The organism is Amycolatopsis panacis (assembly GCF_003600245.1).
GTDB classification, from domain to species: domain Bacteria; phylum Actinomycetota; class Actinomycetes; order Mycobacteriales; family Pseudonocardiaceae; genus Amycolatopsis; species Amycolatopsis sulphurea.
The window spans coordinates 1-25,294 of record NZ_QZFV01000127.1 but is presented as its reverse complement, the minus strand read 5'-3'; the positions used below and the strand labels follow the sequence as shown (position 1 = coordinate 25,294).

General features: G+C 69.3%; 24 protein-coding genes and 1 pseudogene. 5 read left to right on the top strand and 20 right to left on the bottom strand.

Translation table 11 applies throughout. The annotated features are described in order from the left end of the window. Window positions 1-143: 143 nt before the first annotated feature. From D5S19_RS27270 to D5S19_RS33920, 13 genes and pseudogenes are all read right to left on the bottom strand, one after another. Window positions 144-1,676 (bottom strand): peptide ABC transporter substrate-binding protein, encoded by a 1,533-nt coding sequence (locus D5S19_RS27270; RefSeq protein WP_158605657.1) that lies wholly within the window; start codon window positions 1,674-1,676, stop codon window positions 144-146. Continuing rightward, window positions 1,673-2,977, bottom strand: coding sequence for an ATP-grasp domain-containing protein (locus D5S19_RS27265; RefSeq protein ID WP_147397522.1), 1,305 nt, complete (start codon window positions 2,975-2,977; stop codon window positions 1,673-1,675). Before D5S19_RS27265 ends, D5S19_RS27270 begins: the two co-directional genes overlap by 4 nt. Further along, window positions 2,974-4,089, bottom strand: coding sequence for a GNAT family N-acetyltransferase (locus tag D5S19_RS27260; protein WP_120026244.1), 1,116 nt, complete (start codon window positions 4,087-4,089; stop codon window positions 2,974-2,976). The genes D5S19_RS27265 and D5S19_RS27260 overlap by 4 nt, the downstream gene beginning before the upstream one ends. Then, a complete protein-coding gene (locus tag D5S19_RS27255) occupies window positions 4,074-4,877 on the bottom strand; it encodes a PhzF family phenazine biosynthesis protein (protein WP_120026243.1) in 804 nt (267 codons plus the stop codon). Before D5S19_RS27255 ends, D5S19_RS27260 begins: the two co-directional genes overlap by 16 nt. Beyond that, a complete protein-coding gene (locus D5S19_RS27250) occupies window positions 4,874-6,181 on the bottom strand; it encodes an aspartate aminotransferase family protein (protein ID WP_120026242.1) in 1,308 nt (435 codons plus the stop codon). The genes D5S19_RS27255 and D5S19_RS27250 overlap by 4 nt, the downstream gene beginning before the upstream one ends. Then, window positions 6,172-6,915, bottom strand: a complete 744-nt coding sequence (locus D5S19_RS27245) for a creatininase family protein (RefSeq protein WP_120026241.1) — start codon at window positions 6,913-6,915, stop codon at window positions 6,172-6,174. Before D5S19_RS27245 ends, D5S19_RS27250 begins: the two co-directional genes overlap by 10 nt. Beyond that, the gene (locus tag D5S19_RS27240; RefSeq protein WP_158605656.1) at window positions 6,912-7,628 is read right to left on the bottom strand and encodes an SDR family NAD(P)-dependent oxidoreductase; all 717 of its coding nucleotides are present in this window, start codon (window positions 7,626-7,628) and stop codon (window positions 6,912-6,914) included. Before D5S19_RS27240 ends, D5S19_RS27245 begins: the two co-directional genes overlap by 4 nt. Beyond that, entirely contained in the window at window positions 7,625-8,971 is a 1,347-nt protein-coding gene (locus D5S19_RS27235) for a 3-phosphoshikimate 1-carboxyvinyltransferase (RefSeq protein ID WP_120026240.1), read from the bottom strand. Before D5S19_RS27235 ends, D5S19_RS27240 begins: the two co-directional genes overlap by 4 nt. Next, on the bottom strand, window positions 8,955-10,172 hold the full coding sequence (locus tag D5S19_RS27230; RefSeq protein WP_120026239.1) for a Coenzyme F420 hydrogenase/dehydrogenase, beta subunit C-terminal domain: 1,218 nt from the start codon (window positions 10,170-10,172) through the stop codon (window positions 8,955-8,957). The genes D5S19_RS27235 and D5S19_RS27230 overlap by 17 nt, the downstream gene beginning before the upstream one ends. Continuing rightward, window positions 10,169-10,780 (bottom strand): DinB family protein, encoded by a 612-nt coding sequence (locus tag D5S19_RS27225; RefSeq protein ID WP_120026238.1) that lies wholly within the window; start codon window positions 10,778-10,780, stop codon window positions 10,169-10,171. The genes D5S19_RS27230 and D5S19_RS27225 overlap by 4 nt, the downstream gene beginning before the upstream one ends. 20 nt (window positions 10,781-10,800) lie before the next feature. After that, window positions 10,801-12,042 carry an MFS transporter gene (locus tag D5S19_RS27220; RefSeq protein WP_325050328.1) on the bottom strand — a complete coding sequence of 414 codons (1,242 nt, stop codon included), beginning with the start codon at window positions 12,040-12,042 and terminating at the stop codon, window positions 10,801-10,803. 21 nt (window positions 12,043-12,063) lie between these two features. Continuing rightward, window positions 12,064-13,356: an ATP-grasp domain-containing protein gene (locus D5S19_RS27215; RefSeq protein WP_158605654.1), complete on the bottom strand. Its 1,293-nt coding sequence runs from the start codon at window positions 13,354-13,356 to the stop codon at window positions 12,064-12,066. Between the two features lie 708 nt (window positions 13,357-14,064). Then, window positions 14,065-14,551, bottom strand: a pseudogene (locus D5S19_RS33920) (SDR family NAD(P)-dependent oxidoreductase). 198 nt (window positions 14,552-14,749) lie between these two features. Here D5S19_RS33920 and D5S19_RS33915 point away from each other — a divergent pair. Further along, window positions 14,750-14,911 (top strand): hypothetical protein, encoded by a 162-nt coding sequence (locus D5S19_RS33915; RefSeq protein ID WP_233574198.1) that lies wholly within the window; start codon window positions 14,750-14,752, stop codon window positions 14,909-14,911. Between the two features lie 15 nt (window positions 14,912-14,926). On the opposite strand, the gene D5S19_RS27200 is transcribed toward D5S19_RS33915, so the two are convergent. Next, window positions 14,927-15,631: a hypothetical protein gene (locus D5S19_RS27200; protein WP_120026235.1), complete on the bottom strand. Its 705-nt coding sequence runs from the start codon at window positions 15,629-15,631 to the stop codon at window positions 14,927-14,929. 72 nt (window positions 15,632-15,703) lie between these two features. Here D5S19_RS27200 and D5S19_RS27195 point away from each other — a divergent pair, with 72 nt between their 5' ends. After that, window positions 15,704-16,300 (top strand): TetR/AcrR family transcriptional regulator, encoded by a 597-nt coding sequence (locus tag D5S19_RS27195; protein WP_120026234.1) that lies wholly within the window; start codon window positions 15,704-15,706, stop codon window positions 16,298-16,300. A 68-nt stretch (window positions 16,301-16,368) separates the two neighbouring features. On the opposite strand, the gene D5S19_RS27190 is transcribed toward D5S19_RS27195, so the two are convergent. Both D5S19_RS27190 and D5S19_RS27185 read right to left on the bottom strand, forming a co-directional pair. Beyond that, entirely contained in the window at window positions 16,369-17,109 is a 741-nt protein-coding gene (locus tag D5S19_RS27190; protein WP_120026233.1) for an SDR family NAD(P)-dependent oxidoreductase, read from the bottom strand. 20 nt (window positions 17,110-17,129) lie between these two features. After that, complete coding sequence (locus D5S19_RS27185) at window positions 17,130-18,383, bottom strand: alpha/beta hydrolase (RefSeq protein WP_120026232.1); 1,254 nt, start codon at window positions 18,381-18,383, stop codon at window positions 17,130-17,132. An 88-nt stretch (window positions 18,384-18,471) separates the two neighbouring features. On the opposite strand from D5S19_RS27185, the gene D5S19_RS27180 reads away from it, so the two are divergent. Next, window positions 18,472-18,918, top strand: a complete 447-nt coding sequence (locus D5S19_RS27180) for a MarR family winged helix-turn-helix transcriptional regulator (RefSeq protein ID WP_120026231.1) — start codon at window positions 18,472-18,474, stop codon at window positions 18,916-18,918. A 325-nt stretch (window positions 18,919-19,243) separates the two neighbouring features. Further along, window positions 19,244-19,771 carry a universal stress protein gene (locus D5S19_RS27175; RefSeq protein WP_120026230.1) on the top strand — a complete coding sequence of 176 codons (528 nt, stop codon included), beginning with the start codon at window positions 19,244-19,246 and terminating at the stop codon, window positions 19,769-19,771. Here the strand turns inward: D5S19_RS27175 and D5S19_RS27170 are convergent. After that, window positions 19,741-21,462, bottom strand: coding sequence for a GAF domain-containing sensor histidine kinase (locus D5S19_RS27170; protein WP_120026229.1), 1,722 nt, complete (start codon window positions 21,460-21,462; stop codon window positions 19,741-19,743). The two genes, D5S19_RS27175 and D5S19_RS27170, sit on opposite strands and share 31 nt — an antisense overlap. Before the next feature lie 139 nt (window positions 21,463-21,601). Between D5S19_RS27170 and D5S19_RS27165 the strand changes: the two genes are divergently transcribed. After that, entirely contained in the window at window positions 21,602-22,588 is a 987-nt protein-coding gene (locus tag D5S19_RS27165) for an Acg family FMN-binding oxidoreductase (RefSeq protein WP_120026228.1), read from the top strand. Window positions 22,589-22,595: 7 nt separating this feature from the next. Here D5S19_RS27165 and D5S19_RS27160 read toward each other — a convergent pair whose 3' ends face one another. From D5S19_RS27160 to D5S19_RS27150, 3 genes are all read right to left on the bottom strand, one after another. After that, complete coding sequence (locus D5S19_RS27160) at window positions 22,596-23,237, bottom strand: response regulator (RefSeq protein ID WP_120026227.1); 642 nt, start codon at window positions 23,235-23,237, stop codon at window positions 22,596-22,598. Window positions 23,238-23,344: 107 nt separating this feature from the next. Then, a complete protein-coding gene (locus tag D5S19_RS27155) occupies window positions 23,345-25,060 on the bottom strand; it encodes a sensor histidine kinase (protein ID WP_158605653.1) in 1,716 nt (571 codons plus the stop codon). A gap of 109 nt (window positions 25,061-25,169) precedes the next feature. Beyond that, a partial coding sequence (locus D5S19_RS27150; RefSeq protein WP_147397395.1) for a universal stress protein occupies window positions 25,170-25,294 on the bottom strand: 125 nt, incomplete at its 5' end.

The following is a 25,294-nucleotide window of genomic DNA, read 5'->3' as shown; positions in this document are numbered from 1 at the left end:
GAGGTGTGTGCGACCACCTCGTTGCGTGCGCCGGACCGGTTTCGGGTCCGTGAAGGGACCCTTCACGGACTCTGAGTCTGTGAAGGGTCCCTTCACAGACCTCCACACCGACTTTGCCGACACCCTGTCCCCCGTTGTTCAGGTCAGCCGGCCGAGCTTGGCCGCGGCCGGTAAAGCCGCAGGGCGGGCTCGCCGAACAGATCGACCGGCGGGCCGTCGATGTCGAACCGGTCGAGATCGACCAAGTGGTACTGGACGCCGAACCACAGCGGCAGCAGTGGCAGAGCCGAGCACACCACCTCCTCGGCCGCCCGATAGAGCTTGGCGCGTCCGGCCGGGTCCGCGGTTGATCGGGCACGCTGGATCAGCAGGTCGAACTCGGCGGAGGAAAACCCGGTGAAATTGTCGTGGTGGATGGATTCGGAATGGAACAGCGGATAAAGGAAGTTGTCCGGCGACGGGTAGTCGATCACCCAGGTCATCCGGAACAGCGAATCGGCTCGGCGCAGCCAGCGCAGGAATTCCGGCCAGGGCAACGGGGTGAGCCGGAACCGCCAGCCGAGGGCGGCGCTGATCTGGTCCAGTGCCAGCGTCACCCAGGCGTCGTGGCCGAGTCCGGCGTTGAAGCAGAAGTCGAACTCCAGGTCGGTGCCGACGCCTGCTTCGGCCAGCAGTTCACGGGCTCGCCGCGGTGAGTACTCGATGTCGATCAGGTCGTCGCCGCCGTCGCCGCGGGCGATGGCGGGCGGCAGGACCCGGTCGGCGATCGGGCGGGTGCCGTGAAAGATCTCGTCGATGATGTGCTGCCGGTCGACACTCATCGCGACCGCGCGGCGGACGCGCGGGTCGTCGAACGGAGCCACCCTGGTCGGAAATCCGATGTATTGCATCAGCGCGCACGGGGTCCGCCGGAACCGCTCGCCGAATCTGAAGGCGTCCCCCAGCTGCGCCGGCGGGACCTTGGTGATCTGCAGCGCACCTCGCTGCCAGTCCGCGTAGCCCTCGTCGACCTCGTCGTAGACCGCGAGGTCGATCCGGTCGACGTGCCCGCCGCCGCCGTCCGGGTAGGCGGCGTTGTTCCCGTAGTAGCCGTCGAAGCGTTCCAGCACCAGTCCTGTGCCCTCCCGCCACGGCTCGGCGATCCGGTAGGGCCCGGTACTGACCGGCCGCACCCGGAAGTCCTCGGGGTCGGCCTCGATGAGCTCGGCAGGCACCGGCGCGGTGACCCGATGGCCGAACACCGCCGCGATCTCGTGGAACGGTTCGGTCAACCGGACTTCGAGCAGGTCCGGAGCGAGCGCACGGACTCCGCTCAACGTGTCCGAGCGGCCGGCCAGCACGGCTTCGTAGCCCTCGACCATCGCCAGGTTGTAGGCCAGCTTCGACCCGGTTTCCGGCCGGACCACCCTGGTCAGCGAGTACACGTAATCCTCGGCCGTCACGGCCCGGCCGTGGTGGAATCGAACATCGCGGCGCAGCCGGAACAGCACTCGCTTCCCGCCGGAGTCCACCTCCCAGCTCGCGGCCGCGGCCGGCCGGGGCTCGCCGGTGTCCGGCGTGAAGTCGATCAGCGGGTCGGCGAGGAACCGCAGCACGAGCGCCCCGTCGTGTTCGAAACCCTGTGCCGGGTCGATCGAGGATGGCTCGCCGATGAAGATCCGGATGCTGCTCGTCACGTGTTCTTCTCCTTGTCGCCGGCCGATATCTCTTCGAGCCGGAAGTACTCGGGACCGGTGATGCGCTCGGCCAGGTCGACGAGGTCCTCGTGGGCGGACGCGGCGGCGAATGCCTTGACCAGATTGCCGGCGGTGCCGACGGCGGAATCAGTGATCCGGCCGGCGGCGGTGACGTGGACGATCTCGTCCAGCGCGGGAAAAGCCGCCCGTAGCTCGGCCGTCGTCGGGGACCGCCGCACCACGTGATGTCCGTGCGGTGGCTGGGGAGTGAGAAACGCTGCGTACCGCTGAAACGCCGGGCGGGTGTCGGCCGGCAGCCGGACAGCCGTCCGGGCCAGTTGAAGCGGCAGGTCGTAGTTCGCCGCGAGCCGCAGTTCCTCGGTCACGCCACCGCCGACCCGTCCGTTGACTTCGATGATCGCCGGGCCGGCGGGCGTGAGCTTGACTTCGGTGTGCGTGACCCCGTGGGTGATCCCGAGCGCTTCGTGCGCGGCCAGAACGCAGTCGGTGATCGGTGCCAGGACGCCGGGCGGCCGGACCGACGGCAGGAAATGCGCGTTCTCCCGAAACGGCGGGGACAGCGGCAGTTTGTCCGACACCGCAAGGATGTTCGGGCCGTCGCCGGTCACCAGTACCTCGACCGAGACGTAGTCACCAAGCCTCGGCTCGTCCACCGGGTCCATGCCGGGCAACAGCTCTTCCAGCAGGAGAACCGGGCTGTGGTGCGCTATCCGGTCGTCCGCGGCGACGATCCCCATCGCGGACCGCCAAGTCGCGAGCAGCTCCTCCGGACTCGAAATCAGGTAGGTCGCGATGCTGCCCATGCCCACCGAAGGCTTGAGCACCGCGGGAAACGCTGCCGCTGTGGCCGCCGCGGCGCAGTCTCGTTCGGTGCGCAGGACCCACGGCTCGGGGACCGCAAGGCCGGCCTTGGCCAACTGCTCCCGCTGGATCCTCTTGTCCTGCAACGCTTGCAAGGTCTCCGGCCGGTTGGCGGGCAACCCGCGCTCATGGGCGGCCAATTGTGCGACATGGACGACGCGTTCGCTCAGCGCGAGCATCCCGTCAGGCTCGTGGGTATCAGCCGCTCGCCGTACTTCGCCTGCCAGGTCCAGCGGATTCTCGACGGCGATCGCCGTCGGCGCGAGAGAGACCGCTGCCCGGCGGCGGTCCCGGTCCGCGGGCGCCTCGACGGCCAACCACACCACCGTAACGCTGAATTCCTCGCACAAACTGCGTAGATACTGTTCCGGCCGTGGACCGCCTGGCGCGTCCACCACCAGCAAACGACGTTTCGTCACGAATTCCCCTCACCGTCTCCGATGCCGAGTTCCTCGATCAGCGCCTTCTCGTGCGCTCGCGCTCGCTCCTCGCAGACCGCGCGGTCCGCATCGGGCCAGCGCACGACGGCGTAGAGCGGCGCCGGCACGCAGCCGCGGGCCAGTTTCGCGGGATAGCTGCCGGTGCCGAACGCATAGGACGTCATCCCGTTGCGGGAACCCCATTCGATCGGCGCGTAGAACAACACGTTGAAGTAGAGGAAGGCCAGCTCCTGCGCGTAATCGAAGCCGACCAGCCGCAGGTGCAGCCGATCGCCGTCCAGCAGTGCGATGCTCATGCCGAGCAGCCGCCCGTCGCGCTCCGCGCGGAACACGAGCAGCCGGTCCTCGACCGTCGCACGAAGATGCTCGTAATCGGCGAGAACGGATTCGACCGAGCCGCCCACCGCGTACTTCTCCCGCAACGCGACCTGGAGCCGCGCAGTGTCCTCGCCGAGCGCCTTCGTTCCACTGTGGACGGAAATCCGGATCCCGCTCTCCCGGCACTCGCGCAGCTCTCGTCGTACCTTGTTACGCCGCGAGCGCTTGAGACTGGCCACATAGCCGTCGAAGCCTGACCACTGCCCGGTCAGGACCGTCTGCGCGGCGAAGACGAACGGCGGCGAGCCACCCATCGCCACGCTCAGCTGCCGGGCGCTGTCCATCTCGCCGACATACAGCGCCGCCGCGGCCGTGCAGCCAAGCTCCGCCGCACCCTCGGCAAGCTCCTGGCCGAGAACCGCGCGAACCGGAGCGGGATCGATACCGGGCAGGACACGATCGACCCAGTGCGAACCGGACACGGCGGAAACGACGTTCGGGTACAACGCCGCCGGCTTCGGGTCGTCGAACAACGTACCGAGGTCATACAGAGCCATCACCTGGCCTGGACGCACGATCCTGGTCGCCGTAAGCCCGACCGGACGGCCGTGTTCGTCCCTCGCGACCAGGTACGTCATGCGCCCGCCCGAAAGCCGCTCGCAGTAACGGAGCCAACCGGGACTCTCGTAGAGCGGTGCCCCGGCGAACAGCTCGCCGGTGCCCGCGACGTCGTCGATTCGGCTGTGGCGGGTCGCTGTCAGTCCGGTCCCCATGGCGCTGTCCTTCCCGTCAGCAGCGGCAATACCCGGCCGCCGACATGTCGTTCACTGTCCAGCGACAACACCAGGTGTCCCTGTCCGGCTGGTTCCTCCTCCGCGCCTTGGATCACGTCGATCCGCCCGGTCCGGCGCGCACGCGCGAGCAGGACGCCGACGCCTGCCGCCGCACCACCGGTGGCAACGTCTTCCCGCCCTCCCAGCGAAGTCGTGAACACCCTGGTGCGCACGGTCTCCGCCGCCGTCTCAGCGAAAAAGACGACCGCAGTGCAGTCATACGCCCGGCAAACAGCGAGAACCTCGGCGGAGCTGAACACCGGCAACTCGGCGACGTCCGGAACCCTGGCGTACAACCGGCTCCGTCCCTGCGGCACTCGATAGACGTCCGCGGCACTCAGCCAACCCGGCAAGTCGCCAACGCGCATCGGCTCCCCTGCTGCGTCGGTGTCGCGAGCCCAGCACAGCCATCCGTCCGCCGCACGCTCGACCTGAACGTCCAAGGCGCCAGCGGGATGCCGGACGCGCCAGGTCTCACCGTCGGCCGCGCCGAGCGCGACCGGGGTCGCCAGCGTCGTCTGCAAGCACTGGGCCAGTTCCTCGTACGGCGAGAACGTGCGAACGGTGACGGAACGTCCGATGTGCTCTTGCACGAACGCGGTGTCCGGAAAACCAAGGGCTGCAGCCAGATCGGCCGGCGCGCCGCACTCGTCGAGCACCACTCCGGTGTGGTTGCCACCGCAGCCGCTCCGCACGAACACCCGACCTGCCCAGAGTCGTTCAGTCACCGCGTGAGCTCATCCCTGATTGCCTTCGCGAAAGCCTCGATCGCGGCCGTCGCGGCGTCGGCCGGCAGCGTCAGCGGCGGGGTCAGCTTCACCACCTCACCGTCCGGACCACCGCGCAGCACGAGCACTCCGAGCTCCCGCATCCGGGCCACGACCGCCTTGACGAAGCCCGCGCCGCCCGTCGTGTGGACGCGTGCGCCCAGCATCAACCCGCGCCCGCACAACGTGATCTCGATGCCGGGGATCCGCAGGGCGGCAAGCGCGGCCGCCAGCGCGTCGCCGGTTTCGGCAGCACGCCGCGACAGGTCGTCCTCGACCACCCGCCGCACCACGTAATTGCCCGCCGCGCAGGCCACCGGATTCGCGGAGAACGTGCTCGTCTGCCGGAGCGGCGCTATCCGCTTCATCACCGCGCGCGGTCCGGCGACCAGGGACACGGGCAGACCGCCACCCAACGCCTTGCCCAGCACGACCAGATCCGGCACGACGCCGTCGTGCTGAAAGCCGAACATCGAGCCGGTGCGGCCGAAACCCGTATAGATCTCGTCCAGAACCAGCAGAATGCCGTGTTTCCTGGTGAACTCGCGCAGGTGCGCAAGCCAGCCGGGACTTGCCGCGAGCATGCCGCCCGCGCCTTGGACGGGCTCCACCACCAGCGCGGCCACGTCATCCAGCCCGAAATCCGGATGTTCGAGGATCTCTTGGCCCCACGCGAATTCCGCACCGGACGGCACCGCTTCGGCAGTGAGGTATCCGCCGGCCGAGGGATACGGCAGGCTCATCGCCGCGGTCGGCAGCTCGGTGACGTCCCGCCGCAGGCTCGAGTTCGCGGTGACCGCGAGCGACCCGCCGGTCTTTCCGTGATAGCCGCCGAGGAAACCCAGGATCTGCCGCCGTCCGGTGGCCGCGCGAGCCACCTTCAACGCGCCTTCGACCGCCTCGGAACCGGTTGTGCAGTACAACAGCACCGGATCCGGCCAGGGAAGCAACTCGGCCAGCCGCCCGCTCAGCTCGGCGCGAGCCGGACAGCCCAGCTGCCAGCCACCGTGGGCGAAGCTGTGCAGCTGCTCGGCCATCGCCGTCAGCAGCCCGGGATCGCCATGGCCGAGCGCGTGGACCCCCGACCCCGCGGTGAGGTCGAGATACCGCCGGCCGTCCCGATCCCAGAGATAGGGGCCGTCCGCATGAGACACGATCAGGCCGATGTCGTTTTCGATGGTCACCGACATCGACGGCGACTCGAACCGGGTCAGCTCCCGCATCGCCGTGCCGGCGTCCTCGGCCGTCGTCGGGCTCACAGCCATCCTCGCTCCTTCACCAGCAGTTCCAGCCGATCCACCAACGCCTCCGCGATCGCCGCCCCTTTGTCCGCGCTCGCCGGCCGCGGGTCGCCGATCACTCCCGAGGGCACAGCCGCCCGATCGAACCGGACCGGCCGGTGTGCACGCTTCGCCACGTGCAAGTCGTCCCGGGTCAGTCCATTCTCCGGCTCGACCCCCGGCGCGACCAGTTCAGTCCGCACCCGGTCCGGGAACCAGTGCAGGAAGACCGACGTCAGGCCCTCGCCGGCGTGCGCCTCGCTGGTCGAAGCGGACCTCTCGCGGATCACGTCGCCGACCAGTTCGGCCCACTCCACCACGACGACGTCCGTGCCCTGGCATTCGGCCAGTCGCCGTGCCGCGATCATGAGCGGCTCGTGGTTTTCGTCGTGCCCGTTGAGAAGCACGACCCGGTTCCGGTACGGCACGATCCCCGCGGTCAGTTCCACGACGGTGGAGGTGAAAGTCTCCGGCGTCAGGCGGGTACTGCCCGGCCAGTCCCGAAAAGCGTGCAGCACGCCTGCCCGCACCGTGCCCAGCACCAGCGCGCCGTGCCGGCCGGCCACCAGTTCGGCGGCTCGCTCCACGACCATGGTGTCCGCGCCCAGCGGGAGGTGCGGACCGTGCTGCTCGACGCTGCCGGTGACGACCAGCCAATACGGCACTCCGGGTGCCCGGTTCTCGAACTCGGTCCAGGTCAGGTCTTCGACCCTGGTCATGCCAACCGCCCTCCGTCGATCACCATGGTGTGGCCGGTGAGATAGGTGTTGTCCGCCGAGACCAGGAACCGGATCGCCGCGCCGATTTCCGCCGGCTCCGCCAGCCTGCCGAGCGGGATGCCCCCGGTGTATCCGGCCACTGTCTCCGGGTCGTCGACCCAGCCCGGACTGCGGAACTTGCCTGGTGCGACGGCGGACACCAGCACTCCCCGGTCGCCGTACTCGGCAGCGAACGACCGGGTCAGCGCGTCGATTCCGGCTTTGGCCGCCGCGTAGGCGGGACTCGCCGTGGTCCGGCCGGTCAGCCCGGAAGTACTGCTGACATTGACCACCCGCCCGCCGCCGGCCGCCGCCATCGCGGGCACGACCGTCTTCATCGCGAGATAGCAGCCGAGCAGGTTGACCCGCAGGACCGCCAGAAAGTCCGCGGCAGGCATCGCGGCCCCGGCCGCGGCCCGCCCGCCGGGTCCCTTCGGAGACCAGCCGTGACAGGTGACCAGCACCGCGGGTGCGCCGTGCGCAGCCATGCCCACGTCGACGGCCGACCGCACACTGTCCTCGTCGGTCAGGTCGACCACCGCACTCGTCAGATTCTCCGCAGGCTGGTGCCCGGCCCGGTCGAGCACCAGCACATGGTGGCCGTCGGAGATGAGGCCGCGGCTTACCTCGCTGCCGAGACACCCGGCACCTCCGGTGACAATCGCCAGCGTCACAGCACCTCCACCGGAACATAGGTGGCCAGATCCTCGACCAGAGCCGGATACGACGTCGCGGCAGCGTCCATCCCGTCGAGCACCAACTCTCCACCGGCGAGCACTGCCAGCACGCAGCCGGCGAACACCAGCCGATGGTCCCTTGGCAACAAAAGCTCCGTCGGCGGCTTCGGCTCCGACGGAGAGGCGATCAGTCCTTCGGAGGTGGCGGACGCTTCGATGCCGAACTGCGTCAGCAGCTCCACCGTGGCGGTGATCCGGTCGATGTCCTTGTCGCGCAGCTCGGCAGCGTCCTCGATGACCAGCGGCTGGTCTGCCCGGCAGCACAGCGCGGCCAGGAGCGGCAACTCGTCGATACCGGCCTGAATGAGTTCCTTGCCGCCGACAGTGCCGCCAGCGAGACGCAGCGGGCCGCGCACCTCGATCGTGCCGACCGGCTCCGGGGACCCGGCGCCCGCACGCTCCTGCCACGTGATGTCCGCACCGAGCGACCGCAGAGCACGGAAGAAGCCGAGCCGGGTCGGATTCAGGCAGACATCGTCGAGCAGCAAGGACGACGACGCTCGCGGCGAGGCCAGGTGCAGTGCGGCCAGCACCGCCGCCGCGGACGGATCACCAGGCACGGTCAGCTCGAAGGCGCGCGGAGTCCCGGGCGTCAGGACCACCTGGTTCTGCGCGGCCCGCACGTCCACGCCCGTCCAGCGCAGCATCCGCTCCGTGTGATCGCGGGCCGCCGTCCGTCGCCGGATGACCACCTCGCCGTCCGCCGCGAGGCCGGCGAACAACATCGCGGATACCGGCTGGGCCGAGTCGATCTCGACCTCCACGGTGCCGCCGCGCAGCTGCCTGCCCGCCACGCGCACCGGTAACCGTTCCTCCCGCCCGAGGCAGGTCAGGTCGGCACCCAGCTGTCGCAGCGGTTCCATCAGCCAGTCCATCGGCCGGTTGCGCAGCAGGTCGTTGCCGTCGACAACGCAGTCTGCCCGGCTGCCGGCCAAGACCGCGATGAGCAATCTCGCCGTAGTCGCGCTGTTGCCGGCATCCACTGCCTCGCCACGGAAATCGAACCCGCCGGGGCCTACGCCGTCGATGGTCACGCTCGTTCCCTCGACCCGGACAGAGACGCCGAGCCGGTCGAGCGCTCGCAGGTTCGATGCGGTGTCCCGGCAGCCGGCGAGCTTCCTGATCTGCGACTGCCCGTCCGCGATCGCCGCGAGCAGGGTCGCGCGCTGGCTGATCGCCTTGTCCGCGTGGGGTTTCGCGCGAACCGGCCCGTTGCCGGGATGCGGCCGGCCCAGCCGGATCCGGGCAGGCACCGCCCGATACTCAGTCGCCACGGGCACCTGCCGGGCTCATCCGCTCGATCACGTCCTCGTCGCTCAGCGGCTGGACGGTTTCCTCTCCCGGCATCGCCGGATGTGGCACCCGCTCCGGATACTTGCGCTGATAGCCCAGGTACCGGTGGCGTTTGCGTTGCAGCCCCAGGCTTTCGCCGGGTTCGAAGGTGCTGTCCGCGACCTCCAGTTCGTCGCGCTCGACCGCCCGCGCCACGAGTTCGTCACCGGTACCGGTCCTGGTCATCACCAACGAGGTCTTCGGGACCTCGGTGTCGTTTCGGCTGGTGCGGAAAATGTTCGGGTCTCCGTCGGCCACGGAGATGTCGGCCAGCCCGCTCCACCAGTCCGGACAGGCGAGACAACGGAACGTCTTGAACTTCTTGAACGTCGTGACCAGCTCGTGGAACGGCAGGCTGTGCTCGGTGCCGGAGCCGTCGCGCGCGGTGAAGGTGCCGGGGTACCTGCCGGACCGGTATTTCAGGTCGGCGACCTCGGCCAGCGGCAGCCGAAGCCGATCCTCGACGAGGTGTTCGGTGCCGGCCAGCCGGGTGTTGGACGAGCAGGCGATCTCGATGGTCAGGGCCACCTTCGACAGCACCGGCGGCGGCTCCGGCAGGTTCGCCATCTTGTTGAGCGCCTGGATCTGGCAGGCCAGGCCCACCACCGCGATCCGCTGGTACGCCGTATCCCGCAACAACTGCAGGGTGGGCGCGATCGAGTAACTCGCCTGTGCCGACGCCGTCACCGCGGCCTCGGTATCCACCAGGTGCGCCGCCGGGATCCACGGGCGGTCGTCGTCCCTGCCGACGACCAGCGCGGCATCGATCATCCCGGTTCGCAGCGCGGTGATCAGCAGCGTGGTCACGGCGCCGCCCGCCGATGCGGCGCCCAGTACCTCCGAGCTGAGAGCATGGGCCTGGAAGGTCTGGCGGCTGATCCCGACCCAGCGCTCGTGCTCGGCCCTGGTCCGGCCGAACAGCCGCAGTTCCGAATCGGCCGTGCCGGTGTCCTTACCGGGGCAGCTGTCCACGCAGAGCGTGCAGCTGCCACAGGAGACGTCGCCGGCGGCGACCTCGGGGCGCAGTGCCGCGACCGGGCGGTCGACGGAGATCCGCAGCAAATCCTGAGGGCACACCGCGGCACAGGCACCGCATGAGGTGCAGAGATCCTGTTCGAGAACCTGTGCCGCCAGTTCGGCGTAGCTCATAGCCCTGCCGCCCGGACCATGGTGAACGACTTCACCAGCTGGTCGAGGTGCGACAGGTCGTGCCCGGCGAGCACAGCCGCGAGCACACGGACGGTCTCCGCACCGCGATAGGACAGCACACCCTTGCGGTCGAAGTCCTCTTCGCTGAGGCCCCGCAACACTCGGACGGTGTTCGCACGCTGGACGGCGAACCGGTGCACTGCCTCGGGAACGCTTTCCACGTCGAAGAACCTGGTCCAGGGATCCGAATCGTATCCGTAGATCTCCGGCGTCTCCTCGGTCAGAATGGCCCGCAGCCGCACCGCGTTCACCGCCTCGTTGTCCGCGAGGTGGTGAACGATCTGCCGCGGGCTCCACTCGCCCGGCTCCGGCTGTCGATCGGTGCGGGTCGGGGCGTACTCGGCCAGCAGCGCTTCGACCCGGCGCGGCCCTTCGGCCAGTGCGGTGAGCACTTCTTGGCCGCTGGTCAGCACTCGGTAGGAATACAGTTGCCCCGGCGTCCCGCGCTCCTCGCGGGCGGCCTCCTCGGCCCATGCCCGTGCCTTTTCGTCGGTGGGATCACGGACAAGCGTGTCCAGTGCTTCGGCCCAGCCGAGTTCGATCTGCATGGCTACGTTCTCCCCTCGATTCAGTCCGGATTCCCCACCGGACTCGTGAGCAGCCGGGTCCGGCGTACCGACCAACCGACCGCGAAGGCCACCGTGAAACCAGTAAGAACCGTCGCGAACACCACGGACGCGGCACCGACTCCGCTCTCGGCCAGCAGACGGCCGAACACCGGCAGCGCGACGAGTGCGAACAGCGAAACCGCGGCCTCCTGAGAAATCGCCAGCCTGCCGACCAGCCGCGCCGCGGTGCGGTACTGCAACAACGAGTCGAGCGCGGTCGCCGACAGCACCGATCCGCAGCCCAAACCCAGGAAAGCCACCACCGCGGCCGGCACGGACTGGTTCAGCCCGAGCAGCAGCAGTCCGGCCGCCATCAGCGGCGGCGCGGCCCAGATCAGCGACGGCAGCCGCTCGACGGCGAACTTCCGCGTGATCATCACCGCCCCGAACGAACCGGCCGCGGCACTGCCGTCGAGGGCGATGATGCCCAGCGCGCCGCCACCGAGCTCCGCGTTCACCGGAGCGACCAGCACCGCGGCCAGCGCCACGGCCAGCGGCCCGGCGCAGCCGAGCAGCAGGTGGACGGCTACCGCCGGGGTGCGGCGAAAGGCCGCGCCCAGCTCTCGCCACCGGCCGGACATCCGGTCGGCCGTGGCTGGCGGCGCCTGGGCCGGAAGGTGCCGAAGCTCGGCGAGGATCGCGGTGCCCGCCAGCAGGCACACCGCGACGCCCAGCAGCATCACCGGCTGCGGAGCGACGGCGTTGAGCAGCGACACCCACAGCAGCCCGGTCACCTGGGCGACCTGCAGCAGACCGAATCGAAGGCCGTTCACCCTGGCCAGCTCAACCGGCTCGCACACCCGGACCACCAGCGCGAAACTGGCTGCGCGGTACAGCGGCCGGATGATCGCCGACACCAGGAACACGCTGACCAATACGGTGGTGCCGGCCGACGCGAGCAGCAGCGCGCCGCACCCGAGAACCGCACCGCCGCGCACCACGTTGGCGATGATCGCCACCTTCAGCGCGTCCCGCCTGTCGAGCACGCTCACGCCGATCACCTGCCCGATCAATCCGAGACCGAACTCCATTCCGACGAGCACCCCGAACATTTCCGCCGAACCGGTTCTCGCGAACAGAATCAGCCCGACCGCGAGCGTGAATCCACCCACGCCGACATTGGTGACAAAATAACCGAAGAGGTATCTGCGGATCGCGGATGAACGGTGCACACTTCTGCCGCGAGCCCGAATGGATGTCATTTCGGCCGCTCTCCTGCCGATTTACGCTGCGGGGCGAACCCTGACCGTGATGGCCGCGAATGCCTTGTCGAGCAGCTGGAGCGCCGCTGCCGGATCGGCTGCCCGCACCCGCACATGCCCCAGCCGTGAATACGAGCTCTCCAGCCCGTTCAGCGCAGCACCGGCTTCCGCCGACTGCGCGTGTGCGCGCACCCCTGGCAACGCCGCGACGCCGTCCCAGCCGTCGATGCCCTCCAGAACACCCTCCGCGGGCGGCACGAGATAGCGGATCGCCGCGGCTGCGGTGTACTGCGGCCGATCCCGCCTCGCGATCAGCTCCGGCAGCGTGCCGATATCCTCGCCGGCGACCTGCCGGAGGAAGAAGTCGGCCATGTCCAGCCCGGTCGCATCGGCGATCAGGTGCGGAATCTCGTCGCCCGCCTGCCTCAGGTGAGTTTCCAGAAACACCGGACCGTCCGGGCCGAAGATCAGCTCACTGTGCGTGATGCCATGCTCGATGCCCAGCGCCGTCAGGCACTCGCGAACGTAGGCCACCAGGGCCGTCTCGATTTCCGCGTCGATCCGCGCCGGGACCACGTGGCCGTACTCCACTTTGGACACAGAGTCCTTGAACTCTTCGTTCACCGCGAACACGTAGTGGTGGCCGCGGTGGGAGAGGCATTCCACGCTGTACTCCGGCCCCTCCACGAATCGCTCGCCGATCGGCGAGGACGGTTCGACCCTGGGCGCGTGCTCGGTGGCCGCCCGGTGATACGCCGCGTCGAGTTGCGCGGGCTCGGTCACGACCGTGACCCCGGCGCTGGCCCTGCCGCGGCTGGGCTTGACGATCAACGGCGGGCCGGCTTCGGCGAAGAAGTCTCGCGCCTCGGCCGCCGACGTCAGGTCCCGGTACGGCAGCCGGTCCACGCCACGCTCCCGCAGCCGCCGACGCATTTCGACCTTGTTGTGCACGCGTTCCACGACCTCGGGCGAGTAGAACCCGACACCCAGGTCCGCCGCGATCGCCGCGGCTTTGTCCTGGTCGAGATCGGCCATCGCGACGATCCGATCGATCGGGAACTCCGCGTTGATGTGCCGTCCGGCGGCAATCCAGCGCTCCACCGGCGAGTCGTCGTTGAGCACCACCACTGCCTGGTTCTCGCCGGGCTTCTGCACCCAGCCGAGCGCGGCGGCCCGGCAGAGCGCGACCGTGCGCAACCCGGGAAACATCGCCCGCAGCCGCGGCTGCAGATCCGACCCGCCACCCACGGCCAGCACCTGCGAAACGGCCCGGGGAATGACCTCCGCGGACTCTCCTTCCAGCACTATCCCCACCCCTCGTTGGTGACTATTCACAGATGAGGGAAAAACGCTTACCTGCGCATTTTTACTCATCTTTCAACCCTGCTACCGACCGTAGTGAGACGGTTCACAGGCGACAATAGTCCAATCGAATGAGATCAGCGTCACAGTGCCGCGCCTGATCGGCGCCTGCCTCAGGGCCGGATTTTTCCGAGCCAGATTAATCCGATACTGATGCGAGGTTTGTCAGATAGTTGTAGCTATAGGAAGAAAGTGATAGCCCACGAAACAAGGGGATCGGCGCACTTTTGCCGGCACCCCACGCGCAGCCGAGCAGCGACGGCAGGCCGGCGAGCACAACCGCCCGGCCTCGATCAGGTTGCCCCACGTCGGCGAGCGAAGGGAAGCGTGACCGTCGGCGAATCCGTTGCCGAACCGCACGTCGTGTTCTGCGGAGCCCTCGAAACCCCATCGACGCCACTAACGGAAAGAGTTCCGCGCCCGCTCAGACAAGTCCGGCCAATGACAGCCCGGCGGTTCCACGGGTCGTGACGCGCCCGAAGCCGTACTCGCGACAATGCCGCGCCCCCGGATCGGGGGCGCGGCGAGGTTCACCGGAGTCGGTACCTATATGCATCGACAGCATGCATAGCCAGCACTGTACGGACGCCCAGCGCAAAGGCGTCCGTACAGCGGTCCGCCGGCCCGGCAGCCGCGGGGGAGGGAGCCGGGCAGACGGGGTCAGATGGCGGCCCGGCCGCCGTCCGCGGGGAGGACTGCGCCGGTCATGAACCCGGCCCGGTCGCCGGCCGCGAAGGCGACCACTTCGGCGACCTCGGACGGGTCGGCCGCCCGCGCCATCGGCACGGTGCCGCCGTAGCCGCCGACGTCCGGACCGAGCGCGGCGACCGCCTTCGACGTGCGCATCGGTCCGGGCGACACGGCGTTGACGCGGACGTTCGCCGAGCCGAATTCCGCTGCCCACGCCCGGGTCAGGGATTCCAGCGCGGCCTTGGTCGCCCCGTAGCCCCATCTCGGGCATGCCGATTCCGGCGGCCGTCGACGAGATGTTGACGATGCTGCCACCTCCGCGCTCGGCCATCGCCGGCGCCAGGACGGTGGTGAGCACGAACGGCGCACGCACGTTGACGGCGAATGCGTGCTCGTAGTCGTCGAGGTCCTGTGAGGCGCCGAGCAGGATTGCCGCGTTGTTGACGAGGATGTCCACCGGCCCGGCATCGTCGGCGAGCTTGCGCACATTCTCCAGGGTGTCGGCAAAGTTGGTCGGGGACCCGGCAGTGGGCGATGCGGAGGTGTGTGTGCGACCACCTCGTGGCGTGCGCCGGACCGGTTTCGGGTCCGTGAAGGGACCCTTCACGGACCTCTACACCGACTTTGCCGGAACCCTGCGCACATTCTCCTTGTCGTGCAAATCGGCTTGCAGGAAACGGGCGTTGCCACCGAGATCGTCGAGGACCGGCGCCGCACGCTCCGGATCCCGGCCGGTGATCGTGACCTCGGCGCCGCCCTCGGCGAAGATTTTCGCGATGGCGTGCCCGAAGTCCGCCGAATGCTCCCGAACCGGTGACCAGAGCCCCGAGGGTCACGCCGCCGCGGCGGCGTTCCTGATCCAGCTGCGGAATTCGATGGCCAGATGCTCGCAGTGCCCCTCGATCAGGGAGTCCGGGGAGGTGGCCGGATAAATGACGCGGACCACGACGGCCGCGCCGGTTTCGGTGTCCCGCGCCTGGTGCACGCAGTACGCGAAGGCGGTGCCGTCGTCGAGAGTCAGCTCGGCCTGCGCGAGCGTCTGCGGGTAGGCAGGGTCGAGGTATTCCGCGATCACCGGGGGAAGTTCGGGGACCATCGCCACCTTGAACCGGGTGAGGTGCCCGCCGATCGTCTCCACCATGCCACCCGGGTACGTGGGCGGCTCGACGTAGTGCTCGGGGTGCGCGTTCACGAGAAGGGCTTTGTCCCCGAATTCTCCGGCGCCCGCTTGCCCGCGGAACCAATTGGTGAGCTGCGTGCCAGTGAGCCCGCGCACCGCGAATTCGGTCCGTGATTCCCGCCACGCACCGCCGGCCGTCTCCACGAGTTCCTTGTGAAAACGGTCACCCGCGTCGATCTGCTCCTTGAGCAGATCCATCATGACCTGATCTCCGGCCACATTCTTCAGGTTCTTCAGTGCCCTTCGAGCGGCCTTCAATTCCCACTGGTCCACCGTGGACTCGTCGAAATCCTGCCCTTTCGTGTGCACGGTGACGGTGACCGAAGTGGACGACTGAACATCAGCGGTGGTGCTCATGACGTTTCTCCTGTTCACGGTGGAGCAGAAAGAAGGGTCGATTGCCCTCGTCTCCCAGTGTAAGATGCAGTCATGGATCTTGCAAGCGAGCCACCCGTTCGTGGCCGGCGCAGGCACGGCGCGGAACTCGAGGGTGCGTTGCTGGACGCAGCGTGGGGCGAACTGGTGGAACGCGGGTATTCCGGCCTGACCTTCGAGTCGGTCGCCCAGCGAGCGGGCACCAGCCGTCCGGTCGTCAATCGCCGCTGGGCGACGAAAGGTGCGCTGGTTCAGGACGCGATCCTCCGCGCGAGTGATCGTGCGGTCCTGACCGACCCGGCCACCGGGTCACTGCGGGAGGACACCATCGACCTCCTGGAGCAGCTCAACGTGTGGTTCGCGGGCTTCGCGGCGATCATGACCGCGCAGCTGGCGGCGTATTTCGACGAACTCGGCACCAGTCCCGCCGACCTGCGCGAGATGCTGACCGGGTCCCGGCAGTCGGTGATCGAAACCGTGTTGCAGCGCGCGATCGACCGAGGCGAGATCGACCGCGCGAAGCTGACCCCGCGGATCGCCGGCCTGCCCTACGACCTGCTCCGGCACGAGGCGATCATGAATCTGCGGCCGATGTCGTCCGAGTCGATCCGGGAAGTCGTCGACACGATCTTCATGCCGCTGGTCCGCTGAGGAAGCGTCCACTGTGGATGGACGGTTCGGCGGTCGCGAGGTCGCCGGCACCGCCGAACCCGCAGCCCCTACTGCGCGGTCCACCCTCCGTCGACGACCAGACTGTGGCCGGTCACATAGGAAGCCGCGTCGGAGACCAGGTACAGCACGGCCGACGAAACGTCTCCCACCCCCGCGATCCGGCCGAGCGGAGTGCGGTCGGTCAGGAACTTCTCCCCCGCCGGATCGGCCAGTGGCCCGGCTTCGCTCAGCGGAGTGCGGACGGTGCCCGGGGCGACGGCGTTCACGCGGACTCCGTGCGGCGCTTCCTCGACCGCGAGGCAGCGGGTCAAGTTCTCCACTGCGCCCTTGACCGTGCCGTACGCCGTGCTTTGGGGGCAGGCGACGATGCCCGCGACCGAGCTGAGGAACACAACGCTGCCGCCGCCGCGCACATGCGGAAGTGCCGCCTGCGTCAGCACATACGGCGCGCGCAGGTTGACCAGCCACATCCGGTCGAGCGCGTCGAGGCTCCGATCGAACGGCGCGGCTTCGCCGAGCCCTGCGGCGTGGACGAGGATGTCCACGGTGCCGAAGGCCGCCACGCATTCGTCGACGATCCGCTCCGGTGCACCCGCCTCGCGCAGGTCCGCGGTAAGACCGACCGCCGCGTCGCCGATCTCGCCGGTCACCTTGCCGAGCCGGTCCTGGTCACGGCCCACTGCGGCGACCCTCGCCCCGGACGCGGCGAGCTGCCGGGCGATGGCCGCGCCGAGTCCGGAGCTTGCTCCGGTCACCAACGCGACCCGTCCGTCAAGGCGCAGTTCCATGGTTTTTCCTCCCCTGTCCGTCATTCACTTCGCGAGGCGCGCAGTGCCGAGGGCACCGCACCTCGCCACCAGTCGGGTTCGGCGGTGCCTTCGGTCACCTCGCCGTCGCAGCGCACGTAATAGCGCTCATCACGGCCGGGCTCGGCCAGCTCACCGGCCAGCACGCGTTCGAGCCAGTCGGCGCCGAACCGCATCATTTCCGCGGCCACGCCGCCGAGGGGATGGAACTCGTTCTCATACACCCGGATCTCCTTCGGCGCGGTGATCCGCTCGTAGGAGGCGATGATCTCCTCGAGACTGCTGAGCTCGTCGAACTCACCGATCCCGATCAGCACCGGGCACGCGATGTCCCGGACCAGATCGCCCAGCGGCAACCGCGGCACCAGCTCCCGGTCGAAAGCCTCCTCGTCGGTGTAGCCGGACATCTGCAGGTAGTTGCGCTTGAAGCTGGGCTGGGCCCGCTCGAAGATCGTGGCGAACTCGCCGGTGACGCCTTCGAAGCTGGCGAGGGCGGCCAGCCGGCGGTCGACCGCGGCGAGCCGGTGTCCCCAGTAGCCGCCCATGCTGACCCCGAACATGCCGATCCGGTCCGCGTCCACCTCCGGAAGGCCGGTCAGGTAGTCGATCCAGCGCGCCAGTGCCCGTTCGGAGTTGGTCACCCCGACCGTGACCCCGCTCTCGCGCGTCTCCCCTTGGCCCGGCCCGTCGATCGACAACGCCACCATCCCGCGCGAGGTGTAATACCGTTCGGCCGGGGACAGGAAGTGCTCTTTGAGCATGTCCATGCCCGGCCCGAGGATCACCGCCGGGGCCGCGCGGACCTCCCCTGCCGGCAGATGCAGCAGCCCGTAAAGATGACCGCCCTCGAAGTCCAGCGCTACCCGCCGAACCCGTCCGCCACGGAGTTCCCCGATGTGGTCCACGCAGCGGTTGAGGTGCTCGCGGAACACGGCCCGGCGGGCATCCCCGACCGGGAGGGGGCCCAGCGCACCGCACCACAGCGTGGCGGCCCGCTGGGAGAGATCGGCCGCCGTCGCCAGGAAACCCGTCCGGCGGTAATGGGCGGCGCGCGTCTCGACCTGCTGCGCGACACCGGCCCACGCCTTCGGCATCATGGCGCCGGCCTTGACCTGGCTGAACACCCGCTCGAAGTCCGAGTGGTCGACCCCGATCATTTCGAGGCTGCCCCGCGCCTGCGGGTGCAGCGCGTCGAACCCGCCCTGGGCGATCGCCGCATCGAGGGCCCAGCTCTGCCCGATGGCTCGAGAAGTCATCTTCCCCTCCACATATATAAGGTCTTAATTACTAAGACCTTCTTAGTTAAGACCTATGCTAAAGTCCTGTCAAGCGGAGGGAGAGTGCATGCCGGAAAGCACCGAAGCCGAGACCCGGGACCGCCTCGCACGGGCGGCTTACACGCTCAGCGCGGCCGACGCACGGCTGCGCGGCCGGGTGAGCCGGGATCAGGACGCGCTGTCCTTCCCGCACGCCCGCGCCCTGCGCGCGCTCGCCGAGGAAGGCCCGCTCTCGATCAGCCGGCTCGCCGGGCATACCGAAACCACCGGCGCAGCCGTGACCCAGCTGGTGAACGGCCTGGTCAAATCGGGAGACGTCACCCGCGAGCGCGTCGAGGACGACCGCCGGACAGTGCTCGTCCGGATCACCGCATCCGGGCTGCGCAGACACGAGGAACGCGAACGGAAACTGGCGGCGGCCTTCGACGAAACGCTGGAGCACTTCCGGCCCGCCCAGCTCACCGCGGCGATCGATGTCATGGACGCGATCGCCACCTTCTACGACAAGCTGTGACCTGCTGCGGCACGGGAGGCCTACCGGGCGGCTCCGGGCTGGACCAGCCGGCCGTCATGCTTCGAAGGACCAACGTCCCGGCGCCATTCGATCGCAGCGGTCACCCGCAGGCTCCGCGCCAAGTCTGATATGGACAGTGGCGGTCGGGTTCTCGGTGCGGAGAAGCGAACCGGGGACGGCCGTTCCGCAAGTACTCCGCGGGCTCGAGCGGGGCCGAAAGTCACCACCCGCGCCGTCACCATCCCCGCGCCCGCCGGGGACCTCCGGCCCTATCCGCGCACCACGCACTGCCGCACGATCGGAAGCCGAGGAAAAGGGGCACTTCATGAACTCCCCCGGTCGCTTCATCATCGTCGGTGTCGACGGTTCGCCACACAGCGACGCGGCGCTGCGGTGGGCCCTCGGCGTCGCCGCGCGGCCCGGGGATCGGGTGCACGCCGTAGTGGTCCGGCCGGCCGAGGGGTTGCTGCGGGGGACATCGTTCGCGCTCCACGGCTCAAATGCGGCGCCGCGCGACCACATTTCGAGCATCCGGCGGGAATACCCGGACGCGCCGGAAGTCACCGTCACCACACCACGAGGAGACCCGGCCACCGAACTGGTCACCGAATCCACCGAGGCAGATCTCCTCGTGGTCGGCGCACACGGCACCGGCCTGGCGCGGAAACCGTTGCTGGGCAGCGTTTCGCGGGAGTGCGTACGGTACTCACGCTGTCCGGTGGTGGTCATCACTCCGGAAGCGGCGCGGCACCCGATGAGTTTCGTCGGACTGCGCGGGCATGCCGCCGGTGATGGTGGCTGCTCCGCATCAACGCCAGCGGATCACTGCAAGGGCGCCGCCCACTCCAGCTGAACACCCTTGCCGGGCCGCGATTCGAGGGTGAAGGTCCCGCCTGCCGCCTCCGCGCGCTCGCGCAGATTTCCCAGCCCGCTGGGGGAAACCTCGCCCGGCAACCCGGAACCGTCGTCCGAGACCGATATTCGCACCACACCGTCGCGTACGGATACCGAGACCGTCACCGTTGCCGCGCCGGCGTGCCGAACCGCATTGCTGACCGCTTCGCGCACGACCGCTTCCACATGCTCGGCCAGCTGCGCCGGCACCGCGTCGAGCGTGCCCGACATGCTCACCGTCGGGTGCAGTGGCGCGTCGTCGGTGAGCTCCGCGATCGCGTCGTGCAGCCGGTGACGCAGGCGGGTTCCCCCGGCCGCCCCGCCGTGCAGGTCGAAGATGGCCGTGCGGATCTCGTGCACGATCTCGTGCATCTGGTCGATGCTGTCCTGCAACCGCCGCTGCAGTTCCGGCGACTTCGCCCGGCGCTGGGTGCTCTGCATCGCCAGGCCGACCGCGAAGAGTCGCTGGATGACGTGATCGTGCAGGTCACGGGCGATGCGGTCGCGATCGGAGAGTACGTCCCGTTCCCTGGCCGCCTGTTGCTGCGCCGCCAGCTGCAGGGCCAGCGCGGCTTGGTCGGCGAACGACGCCAGCACCGGCAGCTGGGTCGTCTCGAACGGCGCGGCGCCCAGCTCCCGTACCGCGATCAGGACGCCGGAGGTGTAGTCGCCGGCGCGCAAGGGAACCACCAGCGCGGGGCCGTACCGGTGATCCGCGGCAAGTATGAGCTCGGCCAGGCGGCGCGGAGTGCGGTCCCGGTAGACCGAGCCCACGACCGTCCCGGCGACCCCGATCCGCGTCCTGGCAACGTCTTCCGCCCCGGCTCCCGCGCACACCGCCACGGTCAGCTCCTCGGCATCGCCTTCCCACTCCTCGTCGGTGTCGAGGCGGCCCGATCCGGGCAAGGCGAGCATCGTGACGTCCGAGCCGGTCAGTTCCAGCGCCCGGCCGGCGATCAGCTCCAGCGCGTCGACCGGGTCCGTCCCGCCCAGCAGCTCCGTGGTCACCTCGCTCGTCGCGCCGAGCCAGCGCTGCCGCAACCGGGCCTGCTCGTACAGGTGCGCGTTCTCGAGGGCGATCCCGGCGGCGGCGGCCAGTGCCTGCACGATGACCTCGTCGTCGTCGGTGAAGGCCTCGCCGTTCTTCTTCTCGGTGAGATAGAGGTTGCCGAACACCTCGTCGCGGACCCGTACCGGCACGCCGAGGAACGAGTGCATCGGCGGGTGATTCGGGGGAAAGCCGGCCGACGCCGGATGAGCCGAAAGCTCCTCCAGCCGCAGTGGCTTCGCATCATCGATCACCAGCCCGAGCAGTCCGTGTCCCTCGGGCAGGGGCCCGATCCGGGCGCGCGTCTCGGCATCGATACCCCGGTACACGAACTGCGCCAGCGCCCCGTCGTCCCCCAGCACGCCCAGCGCGCCGTAACGAGCTTCGCCGAGCTCCACGGCGGCCCGCACGATCCGATGGAGCGTGGTGTCCAGTTCGAGGCCGGACGCGACCGCGAGCACCGCGTCGAGCAGGCCGTCCATCTTGTCGCGGGTGCCGATCAGGATCTCGACCCGCTCCTGCAGATCACGCAGGGTCTCCCGCAGGCGCAGCTGTGACAGGGTTCCGGACAGCCTGCGGCCGCCCTCGCCACCTTCCGACATCACGCCGCCCTTCCGGTGCTCGATGCCGTTCCGGACAAATGACCTTCGCCTCTGTGCATCCCATTCCGGGAGGTACACCCTTGCGGGAACGGCTACGCACGACGTCCAGTGTGCCGCCTCTCGCGGCCAGAGGAGAACGATGACTCTCCACGCGGCTCCGACGGGCCAGCTCAGCGCCGACCAAGTCGTCTCGGTGCTGCGCTCGGCCACTCTGGCGCCCTCCACGCACAACACGCAGCCCTGGCTGTTCAGCAGCAGCCCGGGCGGCATCGAACTCCACGCCGACGCCGCCCGGACGTTGCCGGTCGCCGACCCCGACCGGCGCGAGCTTCTGCTGTCGTGCGGCGCCGCGCTGTTCAATCTGCGCACCGCGATCCACGCGATCGGGGTACACCCGGCCACCACGCTCCTCCCCCGCCGCGACGACTCCGACCTGCTCGCCGCCGTCTGCCCCCGCGCGAGCACGGTCATCGACCGCCGGCTCGCCGTCCTCGCCAAGGCCATCCCCCGCCGGCACACCAACCGCACGCCGTTCACCGCGAAGCCGGTTCCGCCCGAGATCGTCGGACGGCTGCGGCACGCCGTCGAAGTGGAACACGCCTGGCTGCCCCTGCTCGACCGGCAGCAGCTTGCCGGCCTCCGGGAGCTGGTGTCCGAAAGCCACCGCATTCAGGTGAACGACCCGGCGTTCGTCGCCGAGTGGCGGCGCTGGACCGGACGCGCCCGGGACAGCCGGGACGGCGTGCCGCTCGGTGCCGGAGGTACCACGGCCGCCGACGACACCTGGGTGCTGCGCGATTTCGGCATCGGCAGCAGCGGCCGTGCGACGGCCACCGCACCTCTGGTGGTGGTGATCGGCACCTTCGACGACCTGCCGGTCGACCGGCTCCGCGCCGGCCAAGCCATGCAACGAGCGCTCCTGACCGCGACCGCCGAAGGAATCGACGCGTCGTTCATCTCCCAGCCGATCGAGGTTCCCGCGACGCGCCTCCGGCTGAGGGAGCTGCTCGGAGAAGCTCTGTGGCCCCAGATCATCCTGCGCCTCGGCTACGGCACGCCGGGCTCCTGGACGCCCCGCCGGAGTGTGCAGGACGTCCTGCTCGGACCGTCGATGGTCAGCGCCTGACCGGCGGCTATCGCTGCCGTCCGCGCAGCTGCGTGACGAGCACCGCCGCCTGTGTGCGCCGTTCCATGCCGAGCTTCGTCAGCAACCGGGAAACGTAGTTCTTCACGGTCTTCTCCGCGAGGAACATCCGCTCGGAGATCTGCCGGTTGGTGAGGCCCTCCCCGATCAGCTCCAGCAGCGTGCGCTCCTGATCGGACAACTGGGCGAGCGGCCCGCGCTTCTTTTCCGCGCTGTCGCGCAGCTTCGCCATGAGCGCGGCCGCGGCGTGCGCGTCGAGCAGCGACTTCCCCGCCCCGACGTCCAGCACCGCCGAAACCAGGTCGAGTCCCTTGATGTCCTTGATGACATAACCGCTGGCCCCCGCCAGCACAGCGTCGAGCATGGCCTGTTCGTCGGTGTAGGACGTGAGCATCAGGCACTTCACGCCGGGCAGCCGGGAACGCAGCTCACGGGCCAGCTCGATGCCGTTGCCGTCGGGCAGCCGCACGTCGAGCACGGCCACGTCGGGCCGCAGGGCCGGAATCCGGGCCAGCGCCTGCGAAACGGTGCCCGCCTGGCCCACCACCGTCAGCTCGTCCGTCTCCTCCAGCAGGTCGGCAACCCCGCGCCGGACCACCTCATGATCATCGACCAGGAAAACCCGCACCATCCGTCCCTCACCCACCTTGGATACAGCACTCCGGATACAGCACCACGCCGTGCAGCCAGGAAACGAGCGTACGTCCGGATGGCCCGGCCCGGCCATGACCGAAGTCCTCACCCCGGTGGAGAAAGTCCCCCTTCCACCGGAACAGCCCAGGTCAGCCCGCCATCCCCGGCAACGGTGAACGTGCCGCCGCGGCGCCTTGCCTGCTCCGCGAGCCCAGCCAGGTCGGCGCCCGCCGATCCGGCAAGATCGCCGCCGCCCTTGTACCGGACAACCGCGGTCACCAGATCCGCCGACGCTCGGACCTCCACCGCCACCTCCTTGGCCGCGGCATGGAGTGCGACCAGGCGCAGGGCTTCCGTGAGGAACGGGATCACCGCCTCGCACGGGATCGCGTCGAATTTTCCGGTCAGCTCCGAGGACACCGCGAACCCGAGCCGGGCCGCCGCCTCGGACAGCACCCGCAGGACTTGGTCGCGCACCGGTTCCGGGTCCGCCGGTGCGGCGTCGTCCAGCTGGAACACTGTGTCCTGCACATGGCCGATGATGTCGTCCAGATCTGCGATCGTGCCCTTCAGCCGGGCGGCCACCGCCGGGGACCGCGCGAGCCCGGCGGTGGTCTGCAGGGACAGGCCCATCGCATACAGGCGCCGCAGGATCTCGTTGTGCAGCTCCGCCGCGATCCGGTCGCGTTCGTCGTGCAGTGCCTCGGCTTCTCGTTCGGCCCGGGCGGCCGCCAGCTCCATGGCCACCGAGGCCTGGTCGGCGAACCAGACCGCGATCTCCAGATCGTCACCGGTGAAGGCCGGGCGGCCGGCCAGCCGCGCGACCGTCAGGACCCGGGCCACCTGCCCGCCACCGGTGAACGGCACCAGCAGCACCGCCTCGACGTTCAGCTCGACGGCGGAGGGCACGCCCAGCCGGGATCGCTCGTCCGGCAAGGAACCCATCCTCGGCTCGCCGCTCGCGAGCACGGTGCCCGCCACGGTGGAGTCCGCCGGCAAGACGATCCCCCGGAGCTGATCGGCACCGGCACCGATCGCGCGCTCAACGCGTACCGTTCCCGTGTCCTCGCCGGGACAGACCACGCTGACCAGGTCCGCCGCCGCCAAATCCCGCACGTACTCCACGACTCGCGCCAAGGGGTCCCCGGCATCCGGCGACAACAACTCGCGAGTGACCGCCGCGGACGCGCGCAGCCACTCCTGCTGGTTCCGGGCTGTCTCGTACAGCCGGGCGTTCTCGATCGCGCTACCCGCCGCGGCCGCCAGCGCGAGCGCCAGCTGCTCGTCTTCCTCGGTGAAGGGTCCACGATCCCCGCAAGCGAAGTACAAGTTGCCGAAGACCGCGCCCCGCGCACGGACCGGCACCCCCAGGAAACCGGTCATCGGCGGGTGCCCCTCGGGGAACCCGGCCGAACGGGGATCGTCCTGCAACCGGGTCAGCCGGATCGGCCGCGGGTCCTCGATCACCGCCCCGAGCAGGCCTTTTCCCTCCGGGAGCCGGCCGATCCGGGCTACCGTCTCCGCATCCATCCCGGTGTGCACGAACTCCGTCAGCCGCCCGTCCGGCCCGACCACGCCCAGTGCCGCGTACTGCGCTCCCACCAGCTCGCGACCGGCCTCCACGATGCGCTTGAGCAACGCCGGCACCGCGAGACCACCGGTGATCGCCTGCGTCGCGCGCAACAGCCCCCGAAGCCTGCCCTGGGTCCCGATCACCTCTTGCGCGCGTTCGACCAGCTGTCCCAGCAGTTGGTCGAGTTCCAGCCTCGGCTGGCCGGGGAAGCTCAGCCCGGCCGGCTCCGATACGCTCCGCTGGCTCAACCCGGCTCCCGCCTGTCGGCTCGGTGTCCCAGCCACGTAGCACCGTGAACACACCAGTTTCGCCATCCGGGAGCGAGGCCGTCAAGCTGCTGTCAGCGCCGGTTCGGGGTCACTGCTTGCGCTCCGGTCGTATCACGAGCACTGGGCACCAGGCATGCTGGATCAATGCCTGGCTGGTCGAGCCGAGCAGCATCCCGGTGAACCCGCCCCGGCCCCGGCTGCCCACCACCACCA

Coding starts and splice junctions, on each gene's coding strand:
- D5S19_RS27260 (WP_120026244.1), bottom strand. CDS start 4,089: ATGGGGACCGGACTGACAGCGACCCGCCACAGCCGAATCGACGACGTC.
- D5S19_RS27250 (WP_120026242.1), bottom strand. CDS start 6,181: ATGGCTGTGAGCCCGACGACGGCCGAGGACGCCGGCACGGCGATGCGG.
- D5S19_RS27245 (WP_120026241.1), bottom strand. CDS start 6,915: ATGACCAGGGTCGAAGACCTGACCTGGACCGAGTTCGAGAACCGGGCA.
- D5S19_RS27230 (WP_120026239.1), bottom strand. CDS start 10,172: ATGAGCTACGCCGAACTGGCGGCACAGGTTCTCGAACAGGATCTCTGC.
- D5S19_RS27225 (WP_120026238.1), bottom strand. CDS start 10,780: ATGCAGATCGAACTCGGCTGGGCCGAAGCACTGGACACGCTTGTCCGT.
- D5S19_RS27220 (WP_325050328.1), bottom strand. CDS start 12,042: ATGACATCCATTCGGGCTCGCGGCAGAAGTGTGCACCGTTCATCCGCG.
- D5S19_RS27200 (WP_120026235.1), bottom strand. CDS start 15,631: ATGAGCACCACCGCTGATGTTCAGTCGTCCACTTCGGTCACCGTCACC.
- D5S19_RS27195 (WP_120026234.1), top strand. CDS start 15,704: ATGGATCTTGCAAGCGAGCCACCCGTTCGTGGCCGGCGCAGGCACGGC.
- D5S19_RS27190 (WP_120026233.1), bottom strand. CDS start 17,109: ATGGAACTGCGCCTTGACGGACGGGTCGCGTTGGTGACCGGAGCAAGC.
- D5S19_RS27185 (WP_120026232.1), bottom strand. CDS start 18,383: ATGACTTCTCGAGCCATCGGGCAGAGCTGGGCCCTCGATGCGGCGATC.
- D5S19_RS27180 (WP_120026231.1), top strand. CDS start 18,472: ATGCCGGAAAGCACCGAAGCCGAGACCCGGGACCGCCTCGCACGGGCG.
- D5S19_RS27175 (WP_120026230.1), top strand. CDS start 19,244: ATGAACTCCCCCGGTCGCTTCATCATCGTCGGTGTCGACGGTTCGCCA.
- D5S19_RS27170 (WP_120026229.1), bottom strand. CDS start 21,462: ATGTCGGAAGGTGGCGAGGGCGGCCGCAGGCTGTCCGGAACCCTGTCA.
- D5S19_RS27165 (WP_120026228.1), top strand. CDS start 21,602: ATGACTCTCCACGCGGCTCCGACGGGCCAGCTCAGCGCCGACCAAGTC.
- D5S19_RS27160 (WP_120026227.1), bottom strand. CDS start 23,237: ATGGTGCGGGTTTTCCTGGTCGATGATCATGAGGTGGTCCGGCGCGGG.